Annotated in this window: 27 protein-coding genes and 1 tRNA gene; 16 read left to right on the forward strand and 12 right to left on the reverse strand. The window is 32.4% G+C overall.

The window, feature by feature from the left end; all coding sequences use genetic code 11:
• Positions 1–29 precede the first annotated feature (29 nt).
• Positions 30–1,013: a thioredoxin-disulfide reductase gene (gene trxB, locus ACJBCC_RS08900; protein WP_299101412.1), complete on the reverse strand. Its 984-nt coding sequence runs from the start codon at positions 1,011–1,013 to the stop codon at positions 30–32.
• Between the two features lie 162 nt (positions 1,014–1,175).
• Here trxB and ACJBCC_RS08905 point away from each other — a divergent pair, with 162 nt between their 5' ends.
• On the forward strand, positions 1,176–1,655 hold the full coding sequence (locus ACJBCC_RS08905; RefSeq protein WP_407556985.1) for a hypothetical protein: 480 nt from the start codon (positions 1,176–1,178) through the stop codon (positions 1,653–1,655).
• 107 nt (positions 1,656–1,762) lie between these two features.
• Here ACJBCC_RS08905 and ACJBCC_RS08910 read toward each other — a convergent pair whose 3' ends face one another.
• The 7 genes from ACJBCC_RS08910 to ACJBCC_RS08940 all read right to left on the reverse strand — a co-directional run bounded on the left by ACJBCC_RS08910 (position 1,763) and on the right by ACJBCC_RS08940 (position 7,151).
• On the reverse strand, positions 1,763–2,374 hold the full coding sequence (locus tag ACJBCC_RS08910; protein ID WP_299101409.1) for an SIMPL domain-containing protein: 612 nt from the start codon (positions 2,372–2,374) through the stop codon (positions 1,763–1,765).
• 49 nt (positions 2,375–2,423) lie between these two features.
• On the reverse strand, positions 2,424–2,846 hold the full coding sequence (locus tag ACJBCC_RS08915; protein ID WP_407556986.1) for a hypothetical protein: 423 nt from the start codon (positions 2,844–2,846) through the stop codon (positions 2,424–2,426).
• Positions 2,847–3,038: 192 nt separating this feature from the next.
• Positions 3,039–3,686 (reverse strand): response regulator, encoded by a 648-nt coding sequence (locus tag ACJBCC_RS08920; RefSeq protein ID WP_407556987.1) that lies wholly within the window; start codon positions 3,684–3,686, stop codon positions 3,039–3,041.
• Positions 3,687–3,689: 3 nt separating this feature from the next.
• On the reverse strand, positions 3,690–5,582 hold the full coding sequence (locus tag ACJBCC_RS08925; RefSeq protein ID WP_407556988.1) for an ATP-binding protein: 1,893 nt from the start codon (positions 5,580–5,582) through the stop codon (positions 3,690–3,692).
• Positions 5,583–5,751: 169 nt separating this feature from the next.
• Positions 5,752–5,913 (reverse strand): DUF1328 family protein, encoded by a 162-nt coding sequence (locus ACJBCC_RS08930; RefSeq protein WP_299101401.1) that lies wholly within the window; start codon positions 5,911–5,913, stop codon positions 5,752–5,754.
• Between the two features lie 189 nt (positions 5,914–6,102).
• Entirely contained in the window at positions 6,103–6,552 is a 450-nt protein-coding gene (locus ACJBCC_RS08935; protein ID WP_299101399.1) for a PA2169 family four-helix-bundle protein, read from the reverse strand.
• A 158-nt stretch (positions 6,553–6,710) separates the two neighbouring features.
• A complete protein-coding gene (locus tag ACJBCC_RS08940) occupies positions 6,711–7,151 on the reverse strand; it encodes a hemerythrin domain-containing protein (protein ID WP_407556991.1) in 441 nt (146 codons plus the stop codon).
• Positions 7,152–7,347: 196 nt separating this feature from the next.
• Here ACJBCC_RS08940 and ACJBCC_RS08945 point away from each other — a divergent pair, with 196 nt between their 5' ends.
• Both ACJBCC_RS08945 and ACJBCC_RS08950 read left to right on the forward strand, forming a co-directional pair.
• Positions 7,348–7,896, forward strand: a complete 549-nt coding sequence (locus tag ACJBCC_RS08945; protein ID WP_299101395.1) for a DUF2652 domain-containing protein — start codon at positions 7,348–7,350, stop codon at positions 7,894–7,896.
• 3 nt (positions 7,897–7,899) lie between these two features.
• Entirely contained in the window at positions 7,900–8,931 is a 1,032-nt protein-coding gene (locus tag ACJBCC_RS08950) for an AraC family transcriptional regulator (RefSeq protein WP_299101393.1), read from the forward strand.
• 2 nt (positions 8,932–8,933) lie between these two features.
• On the opposite strand, the gene ACJBCC_RS08955 is transcribed toward ACJBCC_RS08950, so the two are convergent.
• From ACJBCC_RS08955 to ACJBCC_RS08965, 3 genes are read right to left on the reverse strand one after another with little or no spacing between them, the layout of a single operon-like run.
• Positions 8,934–9,140, reverse strand: coding sequence for a DUF6327 family protein (locus ACJBCC_RS08955; protein WP_407556992.1), 207 nt, complete (start codon positions 9,138–9,140; stop codon positions 8,934–8,936).
• A gap of 1 nt (position 9,141) precedes the next feature.
• Positions 9,142–9,489, reverse strand: a complete 348-nt coding sequence (locus ACJBCC_RS08960; protein ID WP_299101389.1) for a hypothetical protein — start codon at positions 9,487–9,489, stop codon at positions 9,142–9,144.
• 3 nt (positions 9,490–9,492) lie between these two features.
• Positions 9,493–9,825 carry a YtxH domain-containing protein gene (locus ACJBCC_RS08965; RefSeq protein WP_299101387.1) on the reverse strand — a complete coding sequence of 111 codons (333 nt, stop codon included), beginning with the start codon at positions 9,823–9,825 and terminating at the stop codon, positions 9,493–9,495.
• 193 nt (positions 9,826–10,018) lie between these two features.
• Between ACJBCC_RS08965 and ACJBCC_RS08970 the strand changes: the two genes are divergently transcribed.
• Together ACJBCC_RS08970 and ACJBCC_RS08975 are read left to right on the forward strand one after the other, a co-directional pair.
• The gene (locus ACJBCC_RS08970) at positions 10,019–11,383 is read left to right on the forward strand and encodes an NAD-dependent succinate-semialdehyde dehydrogenase (protein ID WP_299101385.1); all 1,365 of its coding nucleotides are present in this window, start codon (positions 10,019–10,021) and stop codon (positions 11,381–11,383) included.
• Between the two features lie 13 nt (positions 11,384–11,396).
• The gene (locus ACJBCC_RS08975) at positions 11,397–11,549 is read left to right on the forward strand and encodes a hypothetical protein (protein WP_299101383.1); all 153 of its coding nucleotides are present in this window, start codon (positions 11,397–11,399) and stop codon (positions 11,547–11,549) included.
• A 51-nt stretch (positions 11,550–11,600) separates the two neighbouring features.
• Here ACJBCC_RS08975 and ACJBCC_RS08980 read toward each other — a convergent pair.
• A tRNA-Pro gene (locus tag ACJBCC_RS08980) sits at positions 11,601–11,675 on the reverse strand.
• Between the two features lie 102 nt (positions 11,676–11,777).
• On the opposite strand from ACJBCC_RS08980, the gene ACJBCC_RS08985 reads away from it, so the two are divergent.
• From ACJBCC_RS08985 to ACJBCC_RS09035, 11 genes are all read left to right on the forward strand, one after another.
• On the forward strand, positions 11,778–12,878 hold the full coding sequence (locus tag ACJBCC_RS08985) for a PQQ-dependent sugar dehydrogenase (protein ID WP_299101381.1): 1,101 nt from the start codon (positions 11,778–11,780) through the stop codon (positions 12,876–12,878).
• Positions 12,875–13,303, forward strand: coding sequence for a c-type cytochrome (locus ACJBCC_RS08990; RefSeq protein ID WP_407556993.1), 429 nt, complete (start codon positions 12,875–12,877; stop codon positions 13,301–13,303). Before ACJBCC_RS08985 ends, ACJBCC_RS08990 begins: the two co-directional genes overlap by 4 nt.
• A gap of 58 nt (positions 13,304–13,361) precedes the next feature.
• Positions 13,362–13,967, forward strand: a complete 606-nt coding sequence (gene udk, locus ACJBCC_RS08995; RefSeq protein ID WP_299101377.1) for a uridine kinase — start codon at positions 13,362–13,364, stop codon at positions 13,965–13,967.
• Positions 13,967–14,293 carry a septum formation initiator family protein gene (locus ACJBCC_RS09000; RefSeq protein ID WP_299101374.1) on the forward strand — a complete coding sequence of 109 codons (327 nt, stop codon included), beginning with the start codon at positions 13,967–13,969 and terminating at the stop codon, positions 14,291–14,293. Before udk ends, ACJBCC_RS09000 begins: the two co-directional genes overlap by 1 nt.
• On the forward strand, positions 14,286–15,668 hold the full coding sequence (locus tag ACJBCC_RS09005) for a methylmalonyl-CoA mutase subunit beta (protein ID WP_407556994.1): 1,383 nt from the start codon (positions 14,286–14,288) through the stop codon (positions 15,666–15,668). The genes ACJBCC_RS09000 and ACJBCC_RS09005 overlap by 8 nt, the downstream gene beginning before the upstream one ends.
• 9 nt (positions 15,669–15,677) lie before the next feature.
• The gene (locus ACJBCC_RS09010; RefSeq protein ID WP_407556995.1) at positions 15,678–16,316 is read left to right on the forward strand and encodes a hypothetical protein; all 639 of its coding nucleotides are present in this window, start codon (positions 15,678–15,680) and stop codon (positions 16,314–16,316) included.
• Positions 16,316–18,442: a methylmalonyl-CoA mutase gene (scpA, locus tag ACJBCC_RS09015; protein WP_407556996.1), complete on the forward strand. Its 2,127-nt coding sequence runs from the start codon at positions 16,316–16,318 to the stop codon at positions 18,440–18,442. The genes ACJBCC_RS09010 and scpA overlap by 1 nt, the downstream gene beginning before the upstream one ends.
• Positions 18,435–19,382: an alpha/beta hydrolase gene (locus ACJBCC_RS09020; RefSeq protein WP_407556997.1), complete on the forward strand. Its 948-nt coding sequence runs from the start codon at positions 18,435–18,437 to the stop codon at positions 19,380–19,382. Before scpA ends, ACJBCC_RS09020 begins: the two co-directional genes overlap by 8 nt.
• A gap of 161 nt (positions 19,383–19,543) precedes the next feature.
• The gene (locus ACJBCC_RS09025) at positions 19,544–20,311 is read left to right on the forward strand and encodes a ParA family protein (RefSeq protein WP_407556998.1); all 768 of its coding nucleotides are present in this window, start codon (positions 19,544–19,546) and stop codon (positions 20,309–20,311) included.
• Positions 20,311–21,219, forward strand: a complete 909-nt coding sequence (locus ACJBCC_RS09030; protein WP_407556999.1) for a ParB/RepB/Spo0J family partition protein — start codon at positions 20,311–20,313, stop codon at positions 21,217–21,219. The genes ACJBCC_RS09025 and ACJBCC_RS09030 overlap by 1 nt, the downstream gene beginning before the upstream one ends.
• Positions 21,206–21,811 carry a DUF5683 domain-containing protein gene (locus tag ACJBCC_RS09035; protein WP_407557000.1) on the forward strand — a complete coding sequence of 202 codons (606 nt, stop codon included), beginning with the start codon at positions 21,206–21,208 and terminating at the stop codon, positions 21,809–21,811. The genes ACJBCC_RS09030 and ACJBCC_RS09035 overlap by 14 nt, the downstream gene beginning before the upstream one ends.

Consider the following 21,811-nt stretch of genomic DNA (forward strand, 5'->3'; position numbering starts at 1 on the left):
GCTTTTTTTATAAATATCAATATCTAAGTCTAATTGTACGTTGAAGTTGCAACTTCAAAATCAGAATCTTTAGCTGCCAAATAACGTTCAGCATCTAGTGCTGCCATACATCCTGTACCTGCGGCAGTAATTGCTTGTCTATAGACATGATCTGCAGCATCTCCGCTTACAAATACACCTTCTACATTGGTTTTACTTGTTCCTGGTTGTGCGTTAATGATATAGCCTGTTTCATCTAAATCTAAAATTCCTTTAAAGATATCTGTGTTTGGTTTATGACCAATTGCCACAAAGAAACCTGTAGCTTCAATATCGTGCTTTTCGTTTGTTTTATTATTAAAAACTCTAACACCATGCACTAATTGTCCATCTCCTAAAACCTCATCCGTTTCTGTATTATAGAGGATTTCTATATTTTCTGTATTAATAACACGTTGTGCCATAATTTTAGAGGCTCTAAACTCATCACGTCTTACTAACATCGTTACTTTTTTACAAAGTTTAGATAAGTAGTGTGCTTCTTCACAAGCAGAATCTCCTGCACCTACAATGACTACTTCTTGATTTCTATAAAAGAATCCGTCACAAACAGCACAAGCAGAAACGCCTCCACCTAATTTTAAATATTTTTGCTCTGATGGTAATCCTAAATATTTTGCTGAGGCTCCTGTAGAAATAATTACAGTATCTGCGTGGATTTCCTTTTCTCCATTAATCCAAGCTTTATGTATATCTCCAGAAAAATCAACTTTAGATACCCAACCATGACGTACATCTGTACCAAAACGCTCAGCTTGTTTTTGCAATTGCATCATCATTTCTGGTCCTGTGATTCCTTCTGGATATCCAGGAAAATTCTCAACATCATTAGTTGTAGTTAATTGACCTCCTGGTTGTTCTCCTTGGTACAAAACAGGGTCCATATTAGCTCTAGACGCATAAATTGCAGCTGTATATCCTGCAGGTCCCGAACCTATAATTAAACACTTTACTTTTTCAATTGTATCTGCCATTTTCTTGAATTTTATTACTTAAAACAAAAGTAGGTTTTTTGTGTAGAACCTTACAGAGAAGTTATCAACACTATCTATAGTTGTATAATTATTATAAATAAAAGCGTAGTCTATTATTAATTTCGTAATTTATAAGGGTTTAACAGCTAAACCAATAAAATTATGAAAGTAAATTTTTTAATATTAAGCATGACGTTGTTACTTACTTTTGGATGTAAGAACAAAACAGAGCGTGAATTAGAAACTTCAACCGAAGGAACAAAAATTATTATTAATAAACCAAGCTTAAAAGGAACTTGGGAACTTGTAGAATTTTATAATTATAAAGACAATGTTGTTGTAGACTCGTTTTCTAACAATACCATTTCTAGACAAATTAAGATGTACACAGATAGTAAAGTAATGTGGTGTAAGCTATTAAAATCAGATTCAATTGAGTTTTTCGGGTATGGATCTTATACTTACGATGATGGCCACCTCACTGAATCATTAGATTTTGGTTCTTCCTTTATGAATGAAGTTATTAAAGAACAGCATGAATTTAATTTTGAATTGGAATTATCAGAAAATAGATTTGAACAAATTGAATTAGATGAAGATGGACATAAAATCTATTCTGAAAATTATAAACGTGTAGAGTAACGACTTCATTTTTTAAAACATATAAAGTCTGCGAGCACCTTTGGGAACAAATGCGTCGCAGACTTCAACCCTAACTAATAAATCACTAACTAAGTGATGCCAAATGCTTAATTCTTTAAAAGGTAAACTACTGTTAGTCTTAAATATGATGGTCCTGAATTTGGTGTTCTCCAATACGAGCTACCATCTAAATCATAACTATTAATAGAATAAATTCTATCTAGTTCTTCGCCAGCTGTTTTTGCCAATAATTCTGCATTTTTATTTGCATTTAGAAGTGCACTTTTTGCCAATTCTTCTATTTGTTTTTCTGATAAAACATCTTTTACTTGAACGTAAGATGGCATTACTTGCGTCATGTTAATACCTGTTACTTTTAATATCTCTTCTTTATCTGTTGTTTCAAAGTGAAATACGGTCCCTCCTTTTCTGTAGCCAGTTGCTGCATATGCTAAATCATCTTGTATAAACTTAGATGTGTCTATTCCAAGTTTCTTAATTGCCTCAAAATATTTTGTTTTTAATTCATCAAGTGTTGTACATGGATTCTCAGCATAATAACTGTTCTCTAAGGATAACGTAACGTCTGTTTTATATAACTGTTCTTCAGACTCAATAACTACAGAACCGTAAGATGTTATAGAGCGTTGATTTGTATTCTCTTGAGCCATAGCAAATGTTGATAAGCATAATAGCATTCCTAATATTAATTGTTTCATGATATAAATAGTTTAAAAGTTAATGGTAGATTTTAGTAATTTTAATGGATTATACTGTGAACATAAACGATGCTGCAATCATCCAACCGCCAACGATTAGACCAAGAATCCCTAATTTTCCTAGCTTAGGCGCTAATTTCTCTCTCAATTTTGCTGCTTTTTCTTTAGCTGCTTCATTTTTACTTAACAATAGTTTATTGATCATTCCAAAACCTAGCATAAAACCAAGTGTTGCTTCAACAAAACTACCCGCTAATAAAGTAATCCACCATACAGGTGCCACAGTTAACCAACCCATATTAAGGAAGGCTGAGATAATTCCCCAAACTCCAAAGAAGCAAAAGACAATACCAATCCAACCTTGGTAAGGTGCTACTTTGTCTAACAACTCTTGTGCGTTAGGTTTTTTTGATAAAATAAGTGATGGTACTGCGATAATACTCAAAAGGATTAATGAAATTCCGTAAATCATAAGTTCTAATTTTTAATGGTTAATTATGTTATTATTTATGATACAAATTTCAGTAAATAAGCAAGTGTACAACAGACGGTAAGTAGTAAAATTGATTACCCTGTTTTCAGGGATAGCGATTTTATGGCACAAAAAAACAGGCGCAATGGCCTGTTATTATTCAATAGTTATATAAAAAATGTGTTTTAGTAATTAATCTAACATTCCTTTTTCTACAGCGTAGCGTGTTAGTCCTGCCAAATTACGAACACCCAATTTAGAGATCAAATTTTTACGGTAACTTTCAATAGTATGTTTACTTAAAAATAATTGATCTGCAATTTCTTGTGTTGTAAACTCTTGAGCAATGAGTTTTAAAACTTCGGTTTCTCTTTTACTTAAAGAGGTTTCTGGTTCAGATTTTTCTGAAAACATGGCTTCCATTAAAACCTGCTTTATACGAGGCGAAAAATAATTCTGCCCTTCCAATATGGATTTTATTGCTTTAAGTAATTCGGTTTTTTCAGCATTTTTTGAAATATAACCATTAGCATTTGCTTCCGTTAAGGTCTTTATTTTTTTAGCATCTTCTAGCATGCTAACCACTAACGTTTTTATTTTTGGAAACTCTTCTTTTATAGCTGCATTTAATTCTACGCCATCCATTTCTGGCATGTTTATATCTGTAATTACCAAATCAATTTTTTCCTCCGCATTGATTCTTAAATATTTTAAAACTTGAGTACCTGTTTTTGCAGTGAGAATAATATTAATTGATGACTCCTCAGCTAATATACTGGTTAATCCATCTAAAAACATGGAATGATCGTCTGCAATGATTATTGAAAAGGGTGTCTTCATACGTTATGTTTGTGGTAAACTTATACTAATTACTGTGCCTCTATTTTCTGCTGTATTTATAGATATTGTTCCATTAAATTCCGAAACTCTAGTTTCTATATTATTTAGACCTATGCCTTTACTGTTAGAGTTTAAATCAAACCCTATACCGTCATCTTCATAAATAAGCTCAATACTTTTTTCTTCTGGTAAAGTTGTTAATTGAATATTAACCTCCTCTGCCTTCGCATGTTTTAGAGCGTTAGTAATTAATTCTTTTACAATATTAAATAAAGTAACTTGAAGTGGCACAGCAATTGAATTTACTACGTCCTTTGGATAAGCATCAAAACGTAAATCTACTGATGCGTCTTCACTAATATTTTGAATATAATTTTTGACTAAATCTGTAAAGGCATTCGTTTCAAATTCTTTAGGAATTAAACTATGCGATATCTCTCTAACCTGGTTATAAGTATCGTCGAGCTGGTTTAAAATTTGTCTAAACTCTGGTTGATGATCGCCTAAACTATTCATTTTTAATTTTATACCTGCTAAATTACCTCCGATACTATCATGCAATTCTCTTGCAATTCTATCGCGTTCTTTAGATTGTACAGCAATTGCATTTTTTGCCAATTCTAATTCTTGCGATTGCAATAAGGTTTTTACTTCTTGCTGGTTAATAGCTTCTTGCTGTTTATTCAGTAAACTTTGGGTTTGAAGTTTTTGATAATACACAATTAACAACAAAATTACCGGAATTAAAATCACAATAAATCCAATAAGAAAGGCATATTTAATAGTGGATTGACGCTTAATCTCGGCTTCTTGTTTTATTTGGTCTTCTTGTAATAGATCAATTTCTTTTTCCTTTTTTAGGGTTTCATATTTTACCTCTAAATCTTTTACCAATCTTTGATTTTGCTTTTCTGCAATTTCATGACTTACCGACTGATATTGTGTCATTAGGCTATAAGCATTCTTAAAATCGCCTTTAACATTATATAACTTAACTAGAGCACTAATTACTTTTTGTTGCAACTCTAATCGATTCCATTGAATGGTATTTATGTAAGCTGTACTTAATGCCATTTCAGAAACATCATAGTTTTTTAACATGGCATAAGCATATCCTAACTTTAAAGTTGCCTCTATAAAGAGATCATAAAAACCTTCGTTTAATGCTGCCACCTTAATACTTTCCGTATTATTAATCAACGTATTAAAATTGCCTTGTCTTAATTCAATTTCAGATAAATTGAGTTGTAATTGTAGTTTTTCTTTTGGAAAATTAGACAAGAAATTTTCAGATAGTGCATTATCAATCATCGCTTCAGCCAAATCATATTCTTCATTTAAGACTAAATAAAGACTTTTTACGATGATATTTCTCAAATAAAAATCTTGATCGTTTTTAGTTTGTGGCAATTCCTCTAATAATGCCTGTGATTTTTGAAATTCTCCTTTATTTAAATATGTTTCAGCAAGCTGTAATTTTAAATAATTTTGAATATTATTTTCTGAAGTAGATTGTTCTATACCTAGAATATAAGATTTTATAGCTTCATCAAATAATCCCATTTTTTGAGCAGCTACACCTTCAAAATACAATGCTCTTAGCCTAATATTTTTTATATTTTGAAACGTTGAATCCTTATAAAACGCTTCACTTTTAATCAACTGTCCATAATGCATCAGTGAATCTGCATGACCAGATTTTAAATAAATTTGAGCGATAGTATCCAAATATTGAAACCTAACTTGTTGCGATTCTGCAGCGTTTAAGTTAACATGAAGGTGATTGCTTACAACTTGAGGCATGTGGCCAAAGGCCTTAAAATTAATATCATCTTGGCTATAACCAAGAAAGCATAAAATTATAAATAAAAGAAAAATTGGATTTTTAATTTGCATTACTACTTTAATATTCTAGTCACAAAAGTAATGTTTTACTGTTTTGTGCGATTTGGTATTGCAATATTAAATATTATGATGTCTTAAATTATCACGGTTTTCAGTGAAAACCAAAAAAAAAGCCTAGAGCTTTTAAACTCTAGGCTTGTTTTATTTATGGGTTAAAAGTTTATTTCTTAATTAATCCTTTTAATAATGACAGTACAAATAATACTATAAAAATAAAAAAGATAATTTTAGCGATTCCTGCTGCTGCTCCTGCGATTCCTCCGAAGCCTAATACGGCTGCTATAATTGCGATTATGATAAATGTGATTGTCCAACGTAACATATGTTTTGGTTTTAAATTAATACTAAAATTAGCTAGTCTAATTTCTTACTGTAAAGATAAGCTTGATTATGGTAACTCTTTAACACAAACGCATAGATTACTAACTCATATAGAAACGTTTATATATAAAAAAAAGGCATCATTTTTTCAAATGACACCCTTTTCTACTTAACCTAACCAACTTTGCTATTAATAAATATCTTCTAACGCGTTAATTTTAGCTAACCCGTTATTAATTGCGGATTTTTGAGACTGAAGAATTGATTTTGTACTCATAGGAAGACTTGTTTCATTTAACACATCTTCATATTCTTCTATGGCTGCTTTTTCTCCTCTTATTGCTTCATTTAACATAGACTCTTCGTCATTAGCCGAGAATAAACTTTTTACATCCATCCATGCTCTATGAGCAGAACCTGTAATACTTCCTCCTTTGTCTACATCTTGGTTGAAACTTCTAATTTCTTCTTTTAGTTCTCTTCCAAAATTTAGACGCTCTTGTGCTTTATTTCTAAAATAAGTCTTTAATGAAGCATGCTCTATATTTTCTGCTGCTTTCGTGAATCCTTTTTCCGCATCGTATGTTTTTTCTAATAAATTGTTTAGTTTTTTTCCTACTTGTTCTGTGTAAGTACTCATTTTATATATGTTTAAAATTAATGGTACTTTATTTTTTAGATGTGTACCACTTCCCATCTCTTTTTATCTCTTACTTCACAAAAATATCATCTATTTCCCTGAAGGTTTAATGCATAAGATTTTTGTTTTAACTCAAATAAAAACCAACGTCATCACAATTACTTTTTTCGATGCTCTTCCATGAAGTTGTTGTATTTAGTACCGAGTTCATTCTTTTCTTTTTCGGTTAAAACTTTACCAGATAATTGAAAAAATGTATGTTCTTCATCTTCTAGATGATGCTCCACTTTCTCTTTTAAATCCTTTGCTATTTTTAACCATGCAGAAGAGTCTTTTTCCGTTTTTTCTAATTGCTCAATTAACTCGTCAATTTCATGATGTTCAGCAATACCATGTCTTGCATGCTCTTGCATCATATCTACAGGAATTAAGGGTTTGTAAAAATGGTGCTCCTCTGCGTTGGCATGCAATTCGAGTTCCATCCTTAATTCTTTAAATATCTGTGTTCTCTCCTTTGTATCGCCAGACGTCTGAGTTAGCTTGTCTAAAAGTGCTCTTTGAATGTCATGGTCATTTCTTATGGCTTCGTATATTTTCATTTCAGTTATATTTTTGGTTCCTTCAAATATATATTGATGCATATAACTCACTTTGCTCATAAGATTTAAAAATTAACTTAAATGCAGAAGAAACATTAAAAGTTAAATATTTTAAATCTATCTTTACTTAAATCTTTACAAACGATATGAAGCAATGCTAATTTGCATACCCGACATTAGTGGGTTTACACAATTTATGAGTGAAACGGATAATGAGTTAAACTCTAAAGTCATTCCCTCGCTTTTAAACGAAATAATCTATTCTAATGAAATAGGATTAAGAGTCTCAGAAATTGAAGGTGATGCCGTATTGTTTTATAAGCGAGGGGAATTACCCAAATTGAAAGATTTAATACGTCAATGTAAATACTTCTATACTCAGTTTTACAAACAGCTACGAAAATTAGAAATTAAACATCAACATAAAAGTGGCAGTAAATCCATACCAAAAACATTAGGCTTAAAAATTATATTGCATTATTCTGAAGAAATTGATTCAGTGCAAATAGGCAAGCATATAAAACTTATTGGTGAAGATGTTATTGTAGCGCATCGTTTATTAAAAAATGATATCAAAACTGACGAATACCTTCTGTTTTCTTCTAACCTATTAGATGAATACAACACCAAAGATTTAGATAGTAAATTATACTGGGACGATATTAAAAAGGGCAAGGATGTCTATGAGCATATTGGGGAGATAAAGTATACTTACATTGATTTAACCACATTATTAGACACATAAGAAATGACAGAAATATTAATTAGTGCGGAAAACACTAAAGACATCATAGAACAACTACAAAATAATATTGGAGGCGAAATATTAGAGCGTTGGGGAGAAAGCACTCTTGTTGTTAATAATGAAAAAGCAAACGGCACTGTTAAAGTAATACCATTTGATTGGGGCGTAAATTTAATGATTTATGATATTGAATTTTTAAGCGAAGTTGTACTAAGAATAGAAGCTACAGAATTCAATCCTATTCGATTTATTTATAATCTTCAAGGCGAATTTTTACATCGATTTGGTATTCAAAGTCGAGAAGCTTTAATAGAACAATTTCAAACTTTAATTTTTACTAATAAAACTGATGGTATTAATTGTTTGCATTTTAAAGAAGGTGTGAGAATTGAAACGAATATTATTCAAATAGTTAGAAAAGACTTTTTGAAGAAACGAACTACCAAAGTTTCTACCTTGAATAAAAAGTTACAAGAAGTATTTGTTGACACTGATCATGATAATAGATTTTCACATCATGGCACCTTAAACTTAAAAATGGCAGACCACGTTAAAAAATTACATAACATTAAAACAAAAGGAATGTTGCGTATTTTAAAAATGGAAGCCAAAGTTTATGAGATATTATCGTTACATATTCAACAATATATTAAACAATCCCAAGGGGTAGAATTACCCACTTCATTAGTGAAAAGTGAATTGAAACGAATTCGAAAAGTTGGAGAGAAAATATTAAAGAACCCTTCAAAATCTTATAATTTGGAAGATTTATCTAATGAAACTGGTTTATCTCAAGCCAAGCTTCAAGATGGTTTTAAATTTTTATATACACGTACAGTTACTGAATTTATTCGTCATGTAAGATTAGAGCAAGCGCGAGATTTACTTAAAACTACCGATTTAAATATTTCTCAAGTAGTCTACACAATTGGCTTTACTAGCAGGAGTTATTTTTCTAAAATTTTTAAAGAAAAATATAATGTATCTCCAAACGAATTCAAGATGCAAACACCAACTAAGGTGGAGGTTATTTAATATCATTTTTTAAATAACCATTTCCTTATAATAGCTATAAAACTGTATTTACCAGTAAGCTTTAAGGCAGTGCTCACCCAATTTAATGGTTGCAAGTCTTCCTTGAAGTCTGCTTTTACTAGTTTCAGTTCTTCCCATGCTATATCGCGTTCTAGTTTAAAACGTTTTAAATCATTATCGATATCGTCAAAATTTGTATATGTCTTCATGTTAATTAAAAAATTTAAGTCCTACTCTTTTAATTATTGCTGAGTTAAATTTTGTTCTCATCATATAAAGAGCCAACGATAAAACCACATAAATAACGCCAACTATTAAAAAACCTAGAGCAAAACTGTTTACTGACTTACCTATTTCTAATGCTAATGCAATAGAAAGAAATACTAATCCCGCAAATACCAAACTACCAACAACCAATACTTTTGTCATTAGACTTAATGACAAGGTTAATTGTTGAAAAATCTTCAATTTAAAATATTGGTGAGACGCTTTTACGTAACGCTCACCAATATGAGAAGCTTTATTAGTTGTATCGTTTATGTCGTTAAAAACACTCATCAATTAGGCTTTTTTCTGTAAGTTCTTGTTCTTAGCTTTTAAATCTTTTAATTTAGATTCTAGTGTAGTTATTACGTCCTCAGCTTTATAGCTAGCATTAGAAACAATAGATTCAACTTGGTGATCTAAATTTTCTTTCTGTGAGGAAATCGTATCGCCTAATGAGTCTCTTATTTCAGATGCTTTTTCAGCCATCAAATCTCTCTTTGCTGCAGCTTCATCTGCAATTCTTTGTCTTGTAATACTTCCTTTATCTGGCGCAAACAAGATACCTAAAACTGTACCTACTGCTGTTCCTGCTAAAATTCCTAAAACTGTATTTCCGTTATTACTCATAATGTTATTTTTTAATTTAATATAATTTTCAGCGCTTTGCTGTGACACAAAGATATAAGCAACTTTTGCCTATGCTTAACTCTATACATAACGATTTTAGCTGTTTTGATAATTATCATTTACGTTAAACATTTTAGCTTTTAAACTAAACCATACTGAGTGAATAATTTAATTTTGAGGAAAACGATAAAACATGGCAGAAACAATAAAAACATATAATCCTTATAATGGTAATCAACTTGAGACATATAAATTAGAATCGAAAGACACCTTAAATGAAAAATTAGAATTAGCCGATCGAACTTTCAAATCTTGGAAAAATTATGAGATTGAAGAACGTATAGAGTTATTAAAGGTTCTAGCAAATGTAACTTTTGAGAACAAATCGAATCTAAGTCAACTTATTACTTCCGAAATGGGGAAACCTGTTAAGGAAAGTGTAGCCGAAATCGAAAAATGTATTCTTTTAATTGATTTTTATATAAAAAATGCAGATCAGTTTCTGCAAGATGATATTATAAAGACTGAAGCGGTTGAAAGCTTTATTAGCTACGACCCATTGGGCTGTATTTTAGCCATTATGCCATGGAATTACCCATTTTGGCAAGTATTCCGGTTTGCGATTCCCACTTTAACAGCAGGCAACGTTGGTTTATTAAAGCATGCTTCTAATGTTACTGGCTGTGCCGTTGCGATTGAAAAATTATTTATTGATGCAGGTTTTCCTAAAGGTTGTTTTCAAACCTTAGTTACGGACCATGATACTGTTGAAGATTTATTGAAAAATGACATCGTTAAGGCAGTTTCATTAACAGGAAGCGAGAAGGCGGGACGAAAAATCGCAGAACTTGCTGGCAAGAATTTAAAAACATCACTATTAGAATTGGGTGGAAACAATGCCTGTATTATACTAAATGATGCGGATTTAGATGAGCATATTGATACTATAGTTAAAGCTAGAATGCAGAACTCTGGTCAAAGTTGTATAGCAGCCAAACGTTTTATAGTAGAAGAAACTATTTATGATGAATTTATAGAGAAATTTACATCTAAAGTAAAAGACTTAGAATATGGAGACCCTACACATACTGACACAACTATATCATGTATGGCTCGAGAAGATTTAGCCGAAGAATTAGAAGAACAGGTAAAAAAATCTATCGCGTTAGGCGCAAATGTGCTCCTAGGAAATAAAAGAGATGGCGCTTATTATCAACCCACAATATTAACTGATGTTACTGCTGAAATGCCAGTATTTAAAGAAGAAACCTTTGGACCAATGGCAGCCGTAATTAAAGTGAAAAACGAAGATGAAGCTTATAAAGTAGCTTCGAACTCAAAATTTGGATTAGGGACTATGGTGTTCACTTCAGATTATGAAGCAGCATCAAAACGTATTTCAGAAATTGAAGATGGTGCATTTTTTATCAATGAAATGGTAAAATCAGATCCAAGACTACCTTTTGGTGGTACTAAGATTTCAGGATATGGACGTGAATTATCTAAAGAAGGCATGCTTGCCTTTGTAAACAAGAAAACAATTTATATTAACAAATAAAAACAAAAATAAGATGAAATTTGTAAAAGAAGAAGATGAAGAAAGAGGAGATTATATTTTCCAAAAAGATGAAAAAACAAAATTTGGAGCACGGTTTATAATTCTAGTGCTAGTAATTTTGGTTGGTGTTGTAGTAGCATCAGGAATTCACTTTAAATGGTATTAAGCTAATATAATAAAAAAAGCTCAGCATTTGCTGAGCTTTTTTTATTGAAAGTCGGGGTGGCAGGATTCGAACCTGCGGCCTCCACGTCCCAAACGTGGCGCGATAACCGGGCTACGCTACACCCCGAATTTAGGTTTCCCAATTTCGGAATGCAAATATAGAGTTTTTCTTTAAAATCTAGCAACATTTAATTAACTTTAAAAACTAATCTTTTTTCTTTTAAAAATTATGAATTTAAAACGCCTCGCTTTTTGCTTTATTCTATTCAGTACAATAGCTTGTGCTCAAGATAAAAACCCAATTAATAAAGAAAATAGCCATGAAATCATTGTAGATAACCTCATTATTCCTTGGGGTTTTACATTCTTACCCGATAGTTCTATTTTAATCACGGAAAAATCGGGAGAGTTAATCCATTTTAAGGATAATAAAAAAACTACAATTTCAGGACTCCCAAAAATTTACAACCGAGGCCAAGGCGGTTTACTTGATATTTTGTTACACCCAGACTATAAGAGCAATGGTTGGCTTTATTTTTCATACGCCTCTTCTGATGGAGAAGATTCCGGAGGAAATACGGCTATTGCTAGAGCGCAAATTAAAGACAATAGCTTAATCAACTTAGAAGTATTGTATAAAGCTGCACCTAATTCTACAAAAGGGCAACACTTTGGGTCACGTTTAATTTTTGATGATAATGGATTTCTCTTTTTCTCAATTGGCGATCGTGGAAATAGAGATGAAAATCCTCAGGATATAACTAAAGATTGCGGTAAGATATACCGGATCAATGATGACGGTACAATACCTGCAGACAATCCGTTTGTTGATGAAGATAATGCTAAAACGGCAATCTTTTCTTATGGTCACAGAAACCCTCAAGGCATGACACTACATCCTGAAACTAAAGAAATTTGGACTAATGAACATGGACCAAAAGGAGGCGATGAAATAAATGTTATAAAAAAAGGACTAAATTATGGTTGGCCAATTATTAGCCATGGCGTTAATTATAGTGGTACAAAATTCACTGAGATTACCGAGAAAGAAGGTATGGAACAACCAATTCATTACTGGGATCCATCAATAGCGCCAAGCGGAATGGTGTTTATAAATAGCGATAAATATGGAGACTGGAGTAAAAATTTACTTATTGGCTCTCTAAAGTTTCAGTATTTAAATATGTGCACTATTAAAGACAATAAAGTTATAAAAGAAGAACGCCTTTTAGATGGTTTAGGTCGTGTAAGATGTGTTAAACAAGGACCTGACGGTTACATTTATGTCGCAATAGAAAATTTAGGTATTGTAAAATTGACAAGAAAATGAAAAACTACATTCTAATTATATCACTTCTACTTTCGCTAACATCTTGTGATTCGAAGCAAAAAAAACAGAACTACATTTCTGAAAACCAGGATCAATCCTCTCTTAAAGAAAGTATAACACGAGGCAGCGTTATATATGATGATTTTTGTGTTTCCTGCCATCTACCCAATGGTAAAGGTGTAACGAAAGTCTTTCCGCCTTTAGCAAACTCAGATTTTCTAAAAGACAATCAAGCAAAAAGTATAAAAGCCATTAAATACGGCTTAACTGGAGAAATTGTAGTCAATGGCATCACATATAATGGCAATATGACAGCTTTAGGACTCTCTGATAAAGAAGTTGCAGATGTTACCAATTTTATAAATAATAGTTGGGAGAATAAAATAGATAATTTTGTTACACCTGAGAAAGTTTCTAAGTTATAAGTATGCTTTATACTTAAATAGCTAAATTTGTCAAACTCAAATAAATTAAGATAAAAATATGCTTATAATAGGAATTGCAGGTGGTACAGGCTGCGGAAAAACCACAGTAGTAAATACAATTTTAAAGGAACTTCCTGAAGGTCAAGTAGGTGTTATCTCTCAAGATTCTTATTACAAAGACACCTCGCATTTAAGCTTTGAAGAACGTGTAAAAATAAATTTTGATCATCCAAGATCTATAGATTTTGAATTGTTAGAACAACATCTTATACAGCTTAAAGAAGGTAAATCCATAAACCAACCTGTATATTCATTTGTAAAACATAATAGAACAGGAGATATTATAGTTACACAACCAAGAAAAGTAATGATTGTAGAAGGAATACTTATTCTTTCTCATCCAGAAATAAGAGATCTTTTTGATATAAAAATATTTGTTCATGCAGATTCTGATGAGCGTTTAATTCGTAGATTAAAAAGAGACATAACAGAACGCGGTAGAGATATCAACGAGGTTTTACAACGCTATCAAAATACATTAAAACCAATGCATCAACAATTCATTGAACCTATGAAAGAGTATGCGGATATTATAATGCCAAACAATAAGTATAATTCGGTAGCTGTAGATATCGTTAAAACTATTATTAACGAGCGCCTCTAATGAAATTTTTAAACTCTAAATATCTAAAACCATTCAAGAACATCTATATTATTGTTCTGGCTGTATTTGCAGTATGGATGCTGTTTTTTGATGCGCATTCATGGATATTTCATCATGAATTAAATTCAGATATAGAAGAGTTAGAATACCAAAAAGAACATTACAGAAATGAAATGGCAAAAGATGATAAGGCCATAAAAGAGTTGAGTACAGATGAAGGCATAGAACGCACAGCACGTGAAAACTACTACATGAAAAAGCCTAATGAAGACATATTTATTATTGAATATGAAGACAGCATAGCAAAACAAAAGAAAGATGAGTAACTCATTATTTAGTGATTTTGAAGGTGTTTCTTCAAAAGGATGGAAACAAAAAATACAGGTAGACTTAAAAGGAGCGGACTACAACGATACTTTAATTTGGAAAAACAATGAAGGTATTGATGTAAAACCTTTCTATCATTCAGATGAATTTGAATCGCTGCCAGACACTTCTATTAATCCAAAAACTACTTGGGCAATTAGCCAATTTATTCAAGTCAATACAGCTAAAGACAGCAATCTTAAAGCAATAGATGCGATAAGTCGTGGTGCAGAAAATATAATTTTTCATATCAAGGCTGATCATATTACACCTGAAGAATTATTCAAAAATATTGATTTAAGCGCAGTAAGTATTGATATTAAATGTGATTTTCTCTCAGAAGAATTCACACAGAAGATATTAGATTACACACATCATATTTCAAACGGATCACAAGTAACTATTCACACAGATATTATTGGTAATCTAGCCCAAACTGGCAATTGGTATGCAAATCTAAAAGGTGATCATATAAAATTTGAAGCTATTGTAAAATCAACCAATCAATTTAGTATTGATTTAGACTTATATCAAAATGCAGGAGCTACCATTATTCAACAATTAGCATACGGTTTAGCGCATTGCAACGAATATTTAAATAGCATTGATAAAATACTAACTAAGGATGCCAAAACATCGCTTTATGTTACTTTTTGTACCGCTATTAGTTCAAACTATTTCTTCGAAATTGCAAAAATAAGAGCCTTACGCTTATTATGGTCAACCTTGGCTGCCGAATATGGTATTAATACAGATTGTAGAATTATCTCAACGCCAAGTAAACGAAATAAAACCATTTACGATTACAATGTAAATATGCTTAGAACTACTACTGAGTGCATGAGTGCAATACTAGGTGGTACAGATGTAGTTTATAACCTTCCTTACGATGTATTGTTTCATGAGTCTAATGAGTTCGGAGATCGTATTGCAAGAAATCAACTTTTAGTTTTAAAAAATGAGAGCTATTTCGATAAGGTAAATAATGCTGCTGATGGCGCTTATTATATCGAAAATATCACGAAACAATTCGCAGAAAAAGCACTTCTCCTTTTTAAAGATATTGAAGAGCAAGGTGGTTTTTTAAGTCAATTAAAAGAAGGTACTATTCAACGAAAAATTAAAGAAAGCGCAACTAAAGAACAGGCTAATTTTAATGCCGAAGAACTTGTGCTTTTAGGTACAAATAAGCATCCTAATTTAGCAGACAAAATGAAAAATGATTTAGAAGTCAGTCCATTTTTAAAAGTTAATAAGCGCAAAACTTTAATTGAACCAATCATTCAAAAAAGGCTATCTGAAAATTTGGAAATCAATAGATTAAACAAAGAATAAAACATGGTATTGAAAAAATCAATAGTACTAAAAATTAGTATTTTCCTACTATTTTTCACATCATGTTATGAAGTCGCAAAGGAGATTCAAGACTGGACACAAACCAATGCGTCAGATCTTATTATAAGTAAGCAACATTTACTTGAAGATGACGGAATAAAAATTGGGCTTCCAGAAAGTTTTAAACGTTACAATATGGTGGACTACACCTCACTTCTAGACTCATTAGTTGTGGATAATACTGACTTAGAAATAGAACATACGCGATTAAAAATAATGCGAGAAATGGAAGGCAATCATTATGTGTTTTTTGATAGCATATCTAATTCAACCTACACCATCAATAGTATTCCTTTTACACCCATTACAAGACAAGATGCTAAATTTTTACTAGGAATAATTAGACAAAACCAAGATCAAGTTTCTAGCATGACAGATCTTAACTACACAAAAATCACAGCTAAACATAACGTCTCAGGAAACACTCAAATATTTAAGGCTATTTATAAAATTGAAAACACAAAACTTAATCATCAAGCTTTTCAGCATGTTTATTTTGTATCTTCAAACAACAAAACCGTATTCATAAACCTCTCAACACCCTTTGAAGTCAATTTTGACCCTTATCTAGAAAAAATGATACTATAATGAGTAGAAAAAATCTTCAACATTTAGAGCTAGGATCAACAACTAACAATCAACACCCTAGGCCAGTTAGCGATTTTTTAACAGCCGAAGACATCGTTGTAAAATCGTTATACTCAAAAGACGACATCAAAAACATCGAACACCTTGATTTCGTTGCTGGGATCGTTCCGTATTTACGTGGACCATACTCAACTATGTATGTGCGCAGACCATGGACCATTAGACAGTATGCAGGTTTTTCTACAGCAGAAGAAAGTAATGCCTTTTACAGACGTAATCTTGCGGCAGGACAAAAAGGCTTATCAGTGGCTTTTGACTTAGCAACACATAGAGGCTATGACTCTGATCATGAACGCGTTGTTGGCGATGTCGGTAAAGCTGGTGTAGCCATAGATTCTGTAGAAGACATGAAAATACTTTTCGATCAGATTCCATTAGATAAAATGTCGGTCTCAATGACCATGAATGGTGCTGTTTTGCCAATTCTAGCGTTTTATATTGTTGCAGCAGAAGAACAAGGCGTAACACCAGAACAGCTTGCAGGTACAATTCAAAATGATATTTTAAAAGAATTCATGGTGCGTAACACCTACATCTACCCTCCTACACCTTCCATGAAGATTATCTCAGATATCTTTGAGTACACAAGTAAAAATATGCCAAAATTTAATAGCATTAGCATCTCTGGCTATCACATGCAAGAAGCTGGTGCAACATGCGATATAGAATTAGCATACACTTTAGCAGATGGTTTAGAATATATTAGAAAAGGGCTTGCCGCTGGCATGGACATAGATACCTTTGCTCCTCGTCTATCTTTCTTCTGGGCAATTGGCATGAACCATTTTATGGAAATTGCAAAAATGCGAGCTGCTCGTATGTTATGGGCAAAACTTGTAAAACAATTTAATCCTAAAAATCAAAAGTCTTTAGCGCTAAGAACGCACTGTCAAACATCTGGATGGAGCCTTACTGAACAAGATCCATTTAACAACGTGGCCAGAACATGTATCGAAGCATCTGCCGCAGCTTTCGGAGGCACTCAAAGTTTGCACACTAATGCATTAGATGAAGCGATAGCATTACCAACTGATTTCTCGGCAAGAATCGCAAGAAACACCCAAATATACCTACAAGAAGAAACACAAATTACAAAAACCGTAGATCCTTGGGCTGGAAGTTACTACGTTGAAAAATTAACTGATGATATCGCAAATAAAGCTTGGGAACTCATTCAAGAAGTTGAAGATTTAGGCGGAATGACCAAAGCAATTGAAGCTGGAATACCGAAACTTAGAATTGAAGAAGCTGCGGCACGAAAACAAGCACGAATTGATTCTGGTCAAGATATCATTATTGGTGTTAACAAATATCAGCTAGAACAAGAAGACCCAATATCTACGCTTGAAGTAGACAATCAAACCGTTAGATTGCAGCAAATAGAACGTTTAGAGCATATTAAATCCACGCGAGACACCAATGCTGTTAATGACGCATTAGCAAAATTAACAGAATCAGCTAAGTCACAGGATAATAATTTATTAGCTTTAGCAGTAATTGCAGCTAGAAATAGAGCCACCTTGGGAGAAATAAGCGATGCTCTAGAAGCTGAATTCGGACGACATAAAGCACAAATAAAATCATTTTCAGGCGTGTATAGTAAAGAAATAAAAGACGATAAAAGCTTCTTAAAAGCTAAAGAACTAGCGAATCAATTTGCAGAACAAGACGGCAGAAGACCAAGAATTATGATTGCCAAAATGGGTCAAGATGGTCATGATAGAGGGGCAAAAGTTGTAGCCACTGGCTATGCAGATGTAGGCTTCGATGTAGACATAGGACCACTGTTTCAAACACCAAAAGAAGCCGCTAAACAAGCCGTAGAAAACGACGTTCATATATTAGGTGTATCTTCCTTAGCAGCAGGACATAAAACCCTAGTTCCTCAAGTAATAGACGAACTAAAAAAATATGGACGCGATGACATTATGGTTATTGTTGGTGGTGTAATCCCAAAGCAAGATTATCAATATTTATTTGACGCTGGTGCCGTTGCCGTTTTTGGTCCAGGAACAAAAATTAGTGATGCTGCAATTCAGATTTTAGAGATTTTAATTGATGAATAGAACATCAAAAATCCGTAGCCTTAAAATATTAAAAAGACTATTTCTTTTATTTTCAGTTTTAAGCTTATTTCTAATTCACTTTTTTATACCAAGATTAATAACTGAAATTAGAAATCCTATTGTTGGTTTAATTAAAAGGAATAAAAATATAGATTTCGATGTAGCCTCAATATCAGAGAAAAACATACAGAGAAAAGAACTAAGCATTTCTTCTTTTGACGGCATAAAACTATCTGCGAGATTAACTCTTTCTAGTATAGACTCCACTTACGGAACAATAATTTTACTACATGGTATTCGCTCAAACAAGGATACCTTTTTCGATTTAAGTACCTACTTGGCAGAGAAAGGCTATAATTCTGTTGCGTTAGACTCCAGAGCACATGGCAAAAGTGAAGGACAATTCTGTACGTTTGGTGTAAATGAAAAGAAAGACATTAAAAAAGTTATTGATTATCTATCTACCGAAGAAAACTTAGACCATATTGGCATCTGGGGACAATCGCTTGGAGGCGCCATCGGTTTGCAAGCCATGGGCTTTGATCAGCGCATAAAATTTGGAATTATTGAAAGTACATTCTCAGATTTTAGAACAATTGTTAATGATTATTTCAAACTTCATGCTGGATTTAATTTCACTCCTTTTTCAAATTATTTAGTTAACAGAGCTGGAAGCATTGCAGAATTTGACCCTAATGATGCTAACCCATTAAAATATTGTGAAAATATTACACAACCTGTACTTGTCGTTCACGGCAATCAAGATGATCGGATTAAAATAGATTATGGAAAGAACAATTTTTCAAATATAAAAAGCGACGATAAAGATTTTATAGAAATAGATTCAGCTAACCACGTAAACGTATGGAAAGTTGGTGGAGACAACTATTTCAATAAAGTTCTGCAATTTTTAAATGAGCAAAAATTAAAGGCTCTTTAGACCAATTAAAACCGCTTTTCCTAATCTTTATCTTGATTAAAATTAAAGTTCTGTATATGCTCAAAGGCTGATAAACAATTTAATTTAATGTTAACAACTTCAATTTTATAAACTCGTAAATAATCGTAATTTTAAACCCTTATAACAAACCGAATCATTTGATGGGTAAAATCATTGCAATAGCAAACCAAAAAGGAGGTGTAGGCAAAACTACAACCTCTGTAAACCTTTCAGCTTCACTAGGAGCGTTAGAGAAAAAAGTATTACTTATAGACGCAGATCCGCAAGCCAATGCGAGTTCTGGTTTAGGGATTGATGTAGATAATGTTGAGATTGGGTCTTATCAATTAATTGAGCACTCTGCAGATGCTAAAGCTGCCATTGTGACCTCTAATGCACCAAACGTAGATGTTATACCTGCACATATTGACCTTGTAGCCATTGAAATTGAGTTAGTAGATAAAGAAGCGCGTGAATACATGCTAAAAAAAGCTATCACTAAGCTAAAAGAAGATTATGACTATATTTTAATAGACTGCGCACCTTCACTTGGCTTATTAACCTTAAATGCATTAACTGCAGCAGATTCTGTTATAATACCAATACAATGTGAATATTTTGCTCTTGAAGGATTAGGCAAACTGTTAAATACTATTAAAAGTGTACAAAAAATACATAATGAAGCGTTAGACATTGAAGGCATGCTTTTAACGATGTTTGATTCTCGATTAAGACTTTCTAACCAAGTGGTAGAAGAAGTACAAAAGCATTTTAGTGATATGGTTTTTGAAACTATTATTCAACGAAATGTCAGATTAGGAGAAGCGCCAAGTTATGGTGAAAGCATCATTAATTATGATGTTAGTAGTAAAGGTGCTGCAAATTATTTAAGTTTAGCAAAAGAGTTGATAAAGAAAAATGAATTATAATGGCGAAAGCAACTAAAAAACAAGCTTTAGGTAGAGGTCTTTCTGCTTTATTGAAAGATCCTGAAAATGATATTAATTCTGCAGAAGATAAAAACGCAGATAAAGTTGTGGGCAATATTGTAGAATTAGAGCTTGCTAGTATTGAAGTTAATCCATTTCAACCTAGAACTAATTTTAACGAAGAGTCACTAAGAGAATTAGCATCTTCTATCCGTGAATTAGGTGTTATACAACCTATAACAGTTAGAAAATTAGCTTTTAACAACTATCAATTAGTATCAGGTGAGCGTCGTTTTAGGGCTTCAAAATTAATTGGTCTAGAAGCCATACCTGCTTACATCAGAATTGCTAATGACCAAGAGTCTTTAGAAATGGCATTGGTTGAAAACATTCAACGCCAAGATTTAGATGCTATTGAAATTGCCTTATCATACCAACGCCTAATTGACGAAATCAATTTAACACAAGAGCAAATGAGCGAACGTGTAGGTAAAAAGCGTTCTACAATTGCTAATTACTTGCGTTTACTTAAATTAGATCCAATTATTCAAACTGGTATTCGTGATGGATTTATTAGTATGGGTCATGGAAGAGCGATGGTTAATATTGAAGACCAAGTTGATCAACTTGAAGTCTATGAAAAAATTATAACTAACAAACTATCTGTTAGAGCTACAGAACAATTAGTTAAAAATTTAGGTACTAATCCGACTGATATTGAAGTAGAATCTACTAAAATTGAAATCCCTAAACACATAAAAAAGGGGGTTAAAGAATTTTCGGAATATTTTGGTCATAAAATAGATGTGAAAGTTGCTAAAAATGGAAGCGGAAAAATTACTATTCCATTTCATTCTGAAGAAGATTTTAATCGTATTAAAAAATTAGTTCAGCGTGAGAACAAATAAGCATTTCTTGGCAATTTTATTGTGCTTTGTTTCTGTTCTATTCTCATATTCTCAAATAGAAACGGACAGCACAAGTATTGCTGTTAATGATAAAGTCGTTATTGCAATGGATACATTGGTAAAGACTCCAATAGATCCGCTACGTCCTGCTAAAGCAGCATTTTTATCAGCTGTACTTCCAGGATTAGGCCAGGCTTATAATAAAAGGTATTGGAAAATTCCAATTGTTTGGGGCGCAATCGCAGGAGGTGTTTTAGTTTATGATTTTAACACTAAACAACTCGACCGTTATAGAGATGCTTATAAAAGACGTCTAGCTGGTTTTAAGGATGACGAGTTCTATGGCGATGGTGATTCACCTAACATTTCTACTGACGCACTTGTTAGAGCGCAAACACAAGCAAGACGAAATAAAGATCTTTCACTCCTAGTTACATTAGGTTTTTATGCTCTGAATATTTTGGATGCCAATATTGATGCACATTTACTTCAATTCAATGTGGATGATAATCTAAGTTTAAGTCCGCATTTTCAATATAATAAAATGGAAAACGCATCGGACTTAGGCTTAACACTTAACTTTAATTTTTAA

Origin of the sequence: Winogradskyella sp. 4-2091 (assembly GCF_045765065.1) — a bacterium.
Lineage (GTDB): Bacteria > Bacteroidota > Bacteroidia > Flavobacteriales > Flavobacteriaceae > Winogradskyella.

Coding starts and splice junctions, on each gene's coding strand:
- ACJBCC_RS08910 (WP_299101409.1), bottom strand. CDS start 2,374: ATGAAACAATTAATATTAGGAATGCTATTATGCTTATCAACATTTGCT.
- ACJBCC_RS08945 (WP_299101395.1), top strand. CDS start 7,348: ATGAGTGAAACGGATAATGAGTTAAACTCTAAAGTCATTCCCTCGCTT.
- ACJBCC_RS09005 (WP_407556994.1), top strand. CDS start 14,286: ATGAGTAACTCATTATTTAGTGATTTTGAAGGTGTTTCTTCAAAAGGA.
- scpA (WP_407556996.1), top strand. CDS start 16,316: ATGAGTAGAAAAAATCTTCAACATTTAGAGCTAGGATCAACAACTAAC.
- ACJBCC_RS09025 (WP_407556998.1), top strand. CDS start 19,544: ATGGGTAAAATCATTGCAATAGCAAACCAAAAAGGAGGTGTAGGCAAA.
- ACJBCC_RS09000 (WP_299101374.1), top strand. CDS start 13,967: ATGAAATTTTTAAACTCTAAATATCTAAAACCATTCAAGAACATCTAT.
- ACJBCC_RS08975 (WP_299101383.1), top strand. CDS start 11,397: ATGAAATTTGTAAAAGAAGAAGATGAAGAAAGAGGAGATTATATTTTC.
- ACJBCC_RS08925 (WP_407556988.1), bottom strand. CDS start 5,582: ATGCAAATTAAAAATCCAATTTTTCTTTTATTTATAATTTTATGCTTT.
- ACJBCC_RS08955 (WP_407556992.1), bottom strand. CDS start 9,140: ATGAAGACATATACAAATTTTGACGATATCGATAATGATTTAAAACGT.
- ACJBCC_RS08965 (WP_299101387.1), bottom strand. CDS start 9,825: ATGAGTAATAACGGAAATACAGTTTTAGGAATTTTAGCAGGAACAGCA.
- ACJBCC_RS09020 (WP_407556997.1), top strand. CDS start 18,435: ATGAATAGAACATCAAAAATCCGTAGCCTTAAAATATTAAAAAGACTA.
- ACJBCC_RS08960 (WP_299101389.1), bottom strand. CDS start 9,489: ATGAGTGTTTTTAACGACATAAACGATACAACTAATAAAGCTTCTCAT.
- ACJBCC_RS08920 (WP_407556987.1), bottom strand. CDS start 3,686: ATGAAGACACCCTTTTCAATAATCATTGCAGACGATCATTCCATGTTT.
- ACJBCC_RS08930 (WP_299101401.1), bottom strand. CDS start 5,913: ATGTTACGTTGGACAATCACATTTATCATAATCGCAATTATAGCAGCC.
- ACJBCC_RS08935 (WP_299101399.1), bottom strand. CDS start 6,552: ATGAGTACTTACACAGAACAAGTAGGAAAAAAACTAAACAATTTATTA.
- ACJBCC_RS08905 (WP_407556985.1), top strand. CDS start 1,176: ATGAAAGTAAATTTTTTAATATTAAGCATGACGTTGTTACTTACTTTT.
- trxB (WP_299101412.1), bottom strand. CDS start 1,013: ATGGCAGATACAATTGAAAAAGTAAAGTGTTTAATTATAGGTTCGGGA.
- ACJBCC_RS08970 (WP_299101385.1), top strand. CDS start 10,019: ATGGCAGAAACAATAAAAACATATAATCCTTATAATGGTAATCAACTT.
- ACJBCC_RS08990 (WP_407556993.1), top strand. CDS start 12,875: ATGAAAAACTACATTCTAATTATATCACTTCTACTTTCGCTAACATCT.
- udk (WP_299101377.1), top strand. CDS start 13,362: ATGCTTATAATAGGAATTGCAGGTGGTACAGGCTGCGGAAAAACCACA.
- ACJBCC_RS08950 (WP_299101393.1), top strand. CDS start 7,900: ATGACAGAAATATTAATTAGTGCGGAAAACACTAAAGACATCATAGAA.
- ACJBCC_RS08915 (WP_407556986.1), bottom strand. CDS start 2,846: ATGATTTACGGAATTTCATTAATCCTTTTGAGTATTATCGCAGTACCA.
- ACJBCC_RS08985 (WP_299101381.1), top strand. CDS start 11,778: ATGAATTTAAAACGCCTCGCTTTTTGCTTTATTCTATTCAGTACAATA.
- ACJBCC_RS09030 (WP_407556999.1), top strand. CDS start 20,311: ATGGCGAAAGCAACTAAAAAACAAGCTTTAGGTAGAGGTCTTTCTGCT.
- ACJBCC_RS08940 (WP_407556991.1), bottom strand. CDS start 7,151: ATGAAAATATACGAAGCCATAAGAAATGACCATGACATTCAAAGAGCA.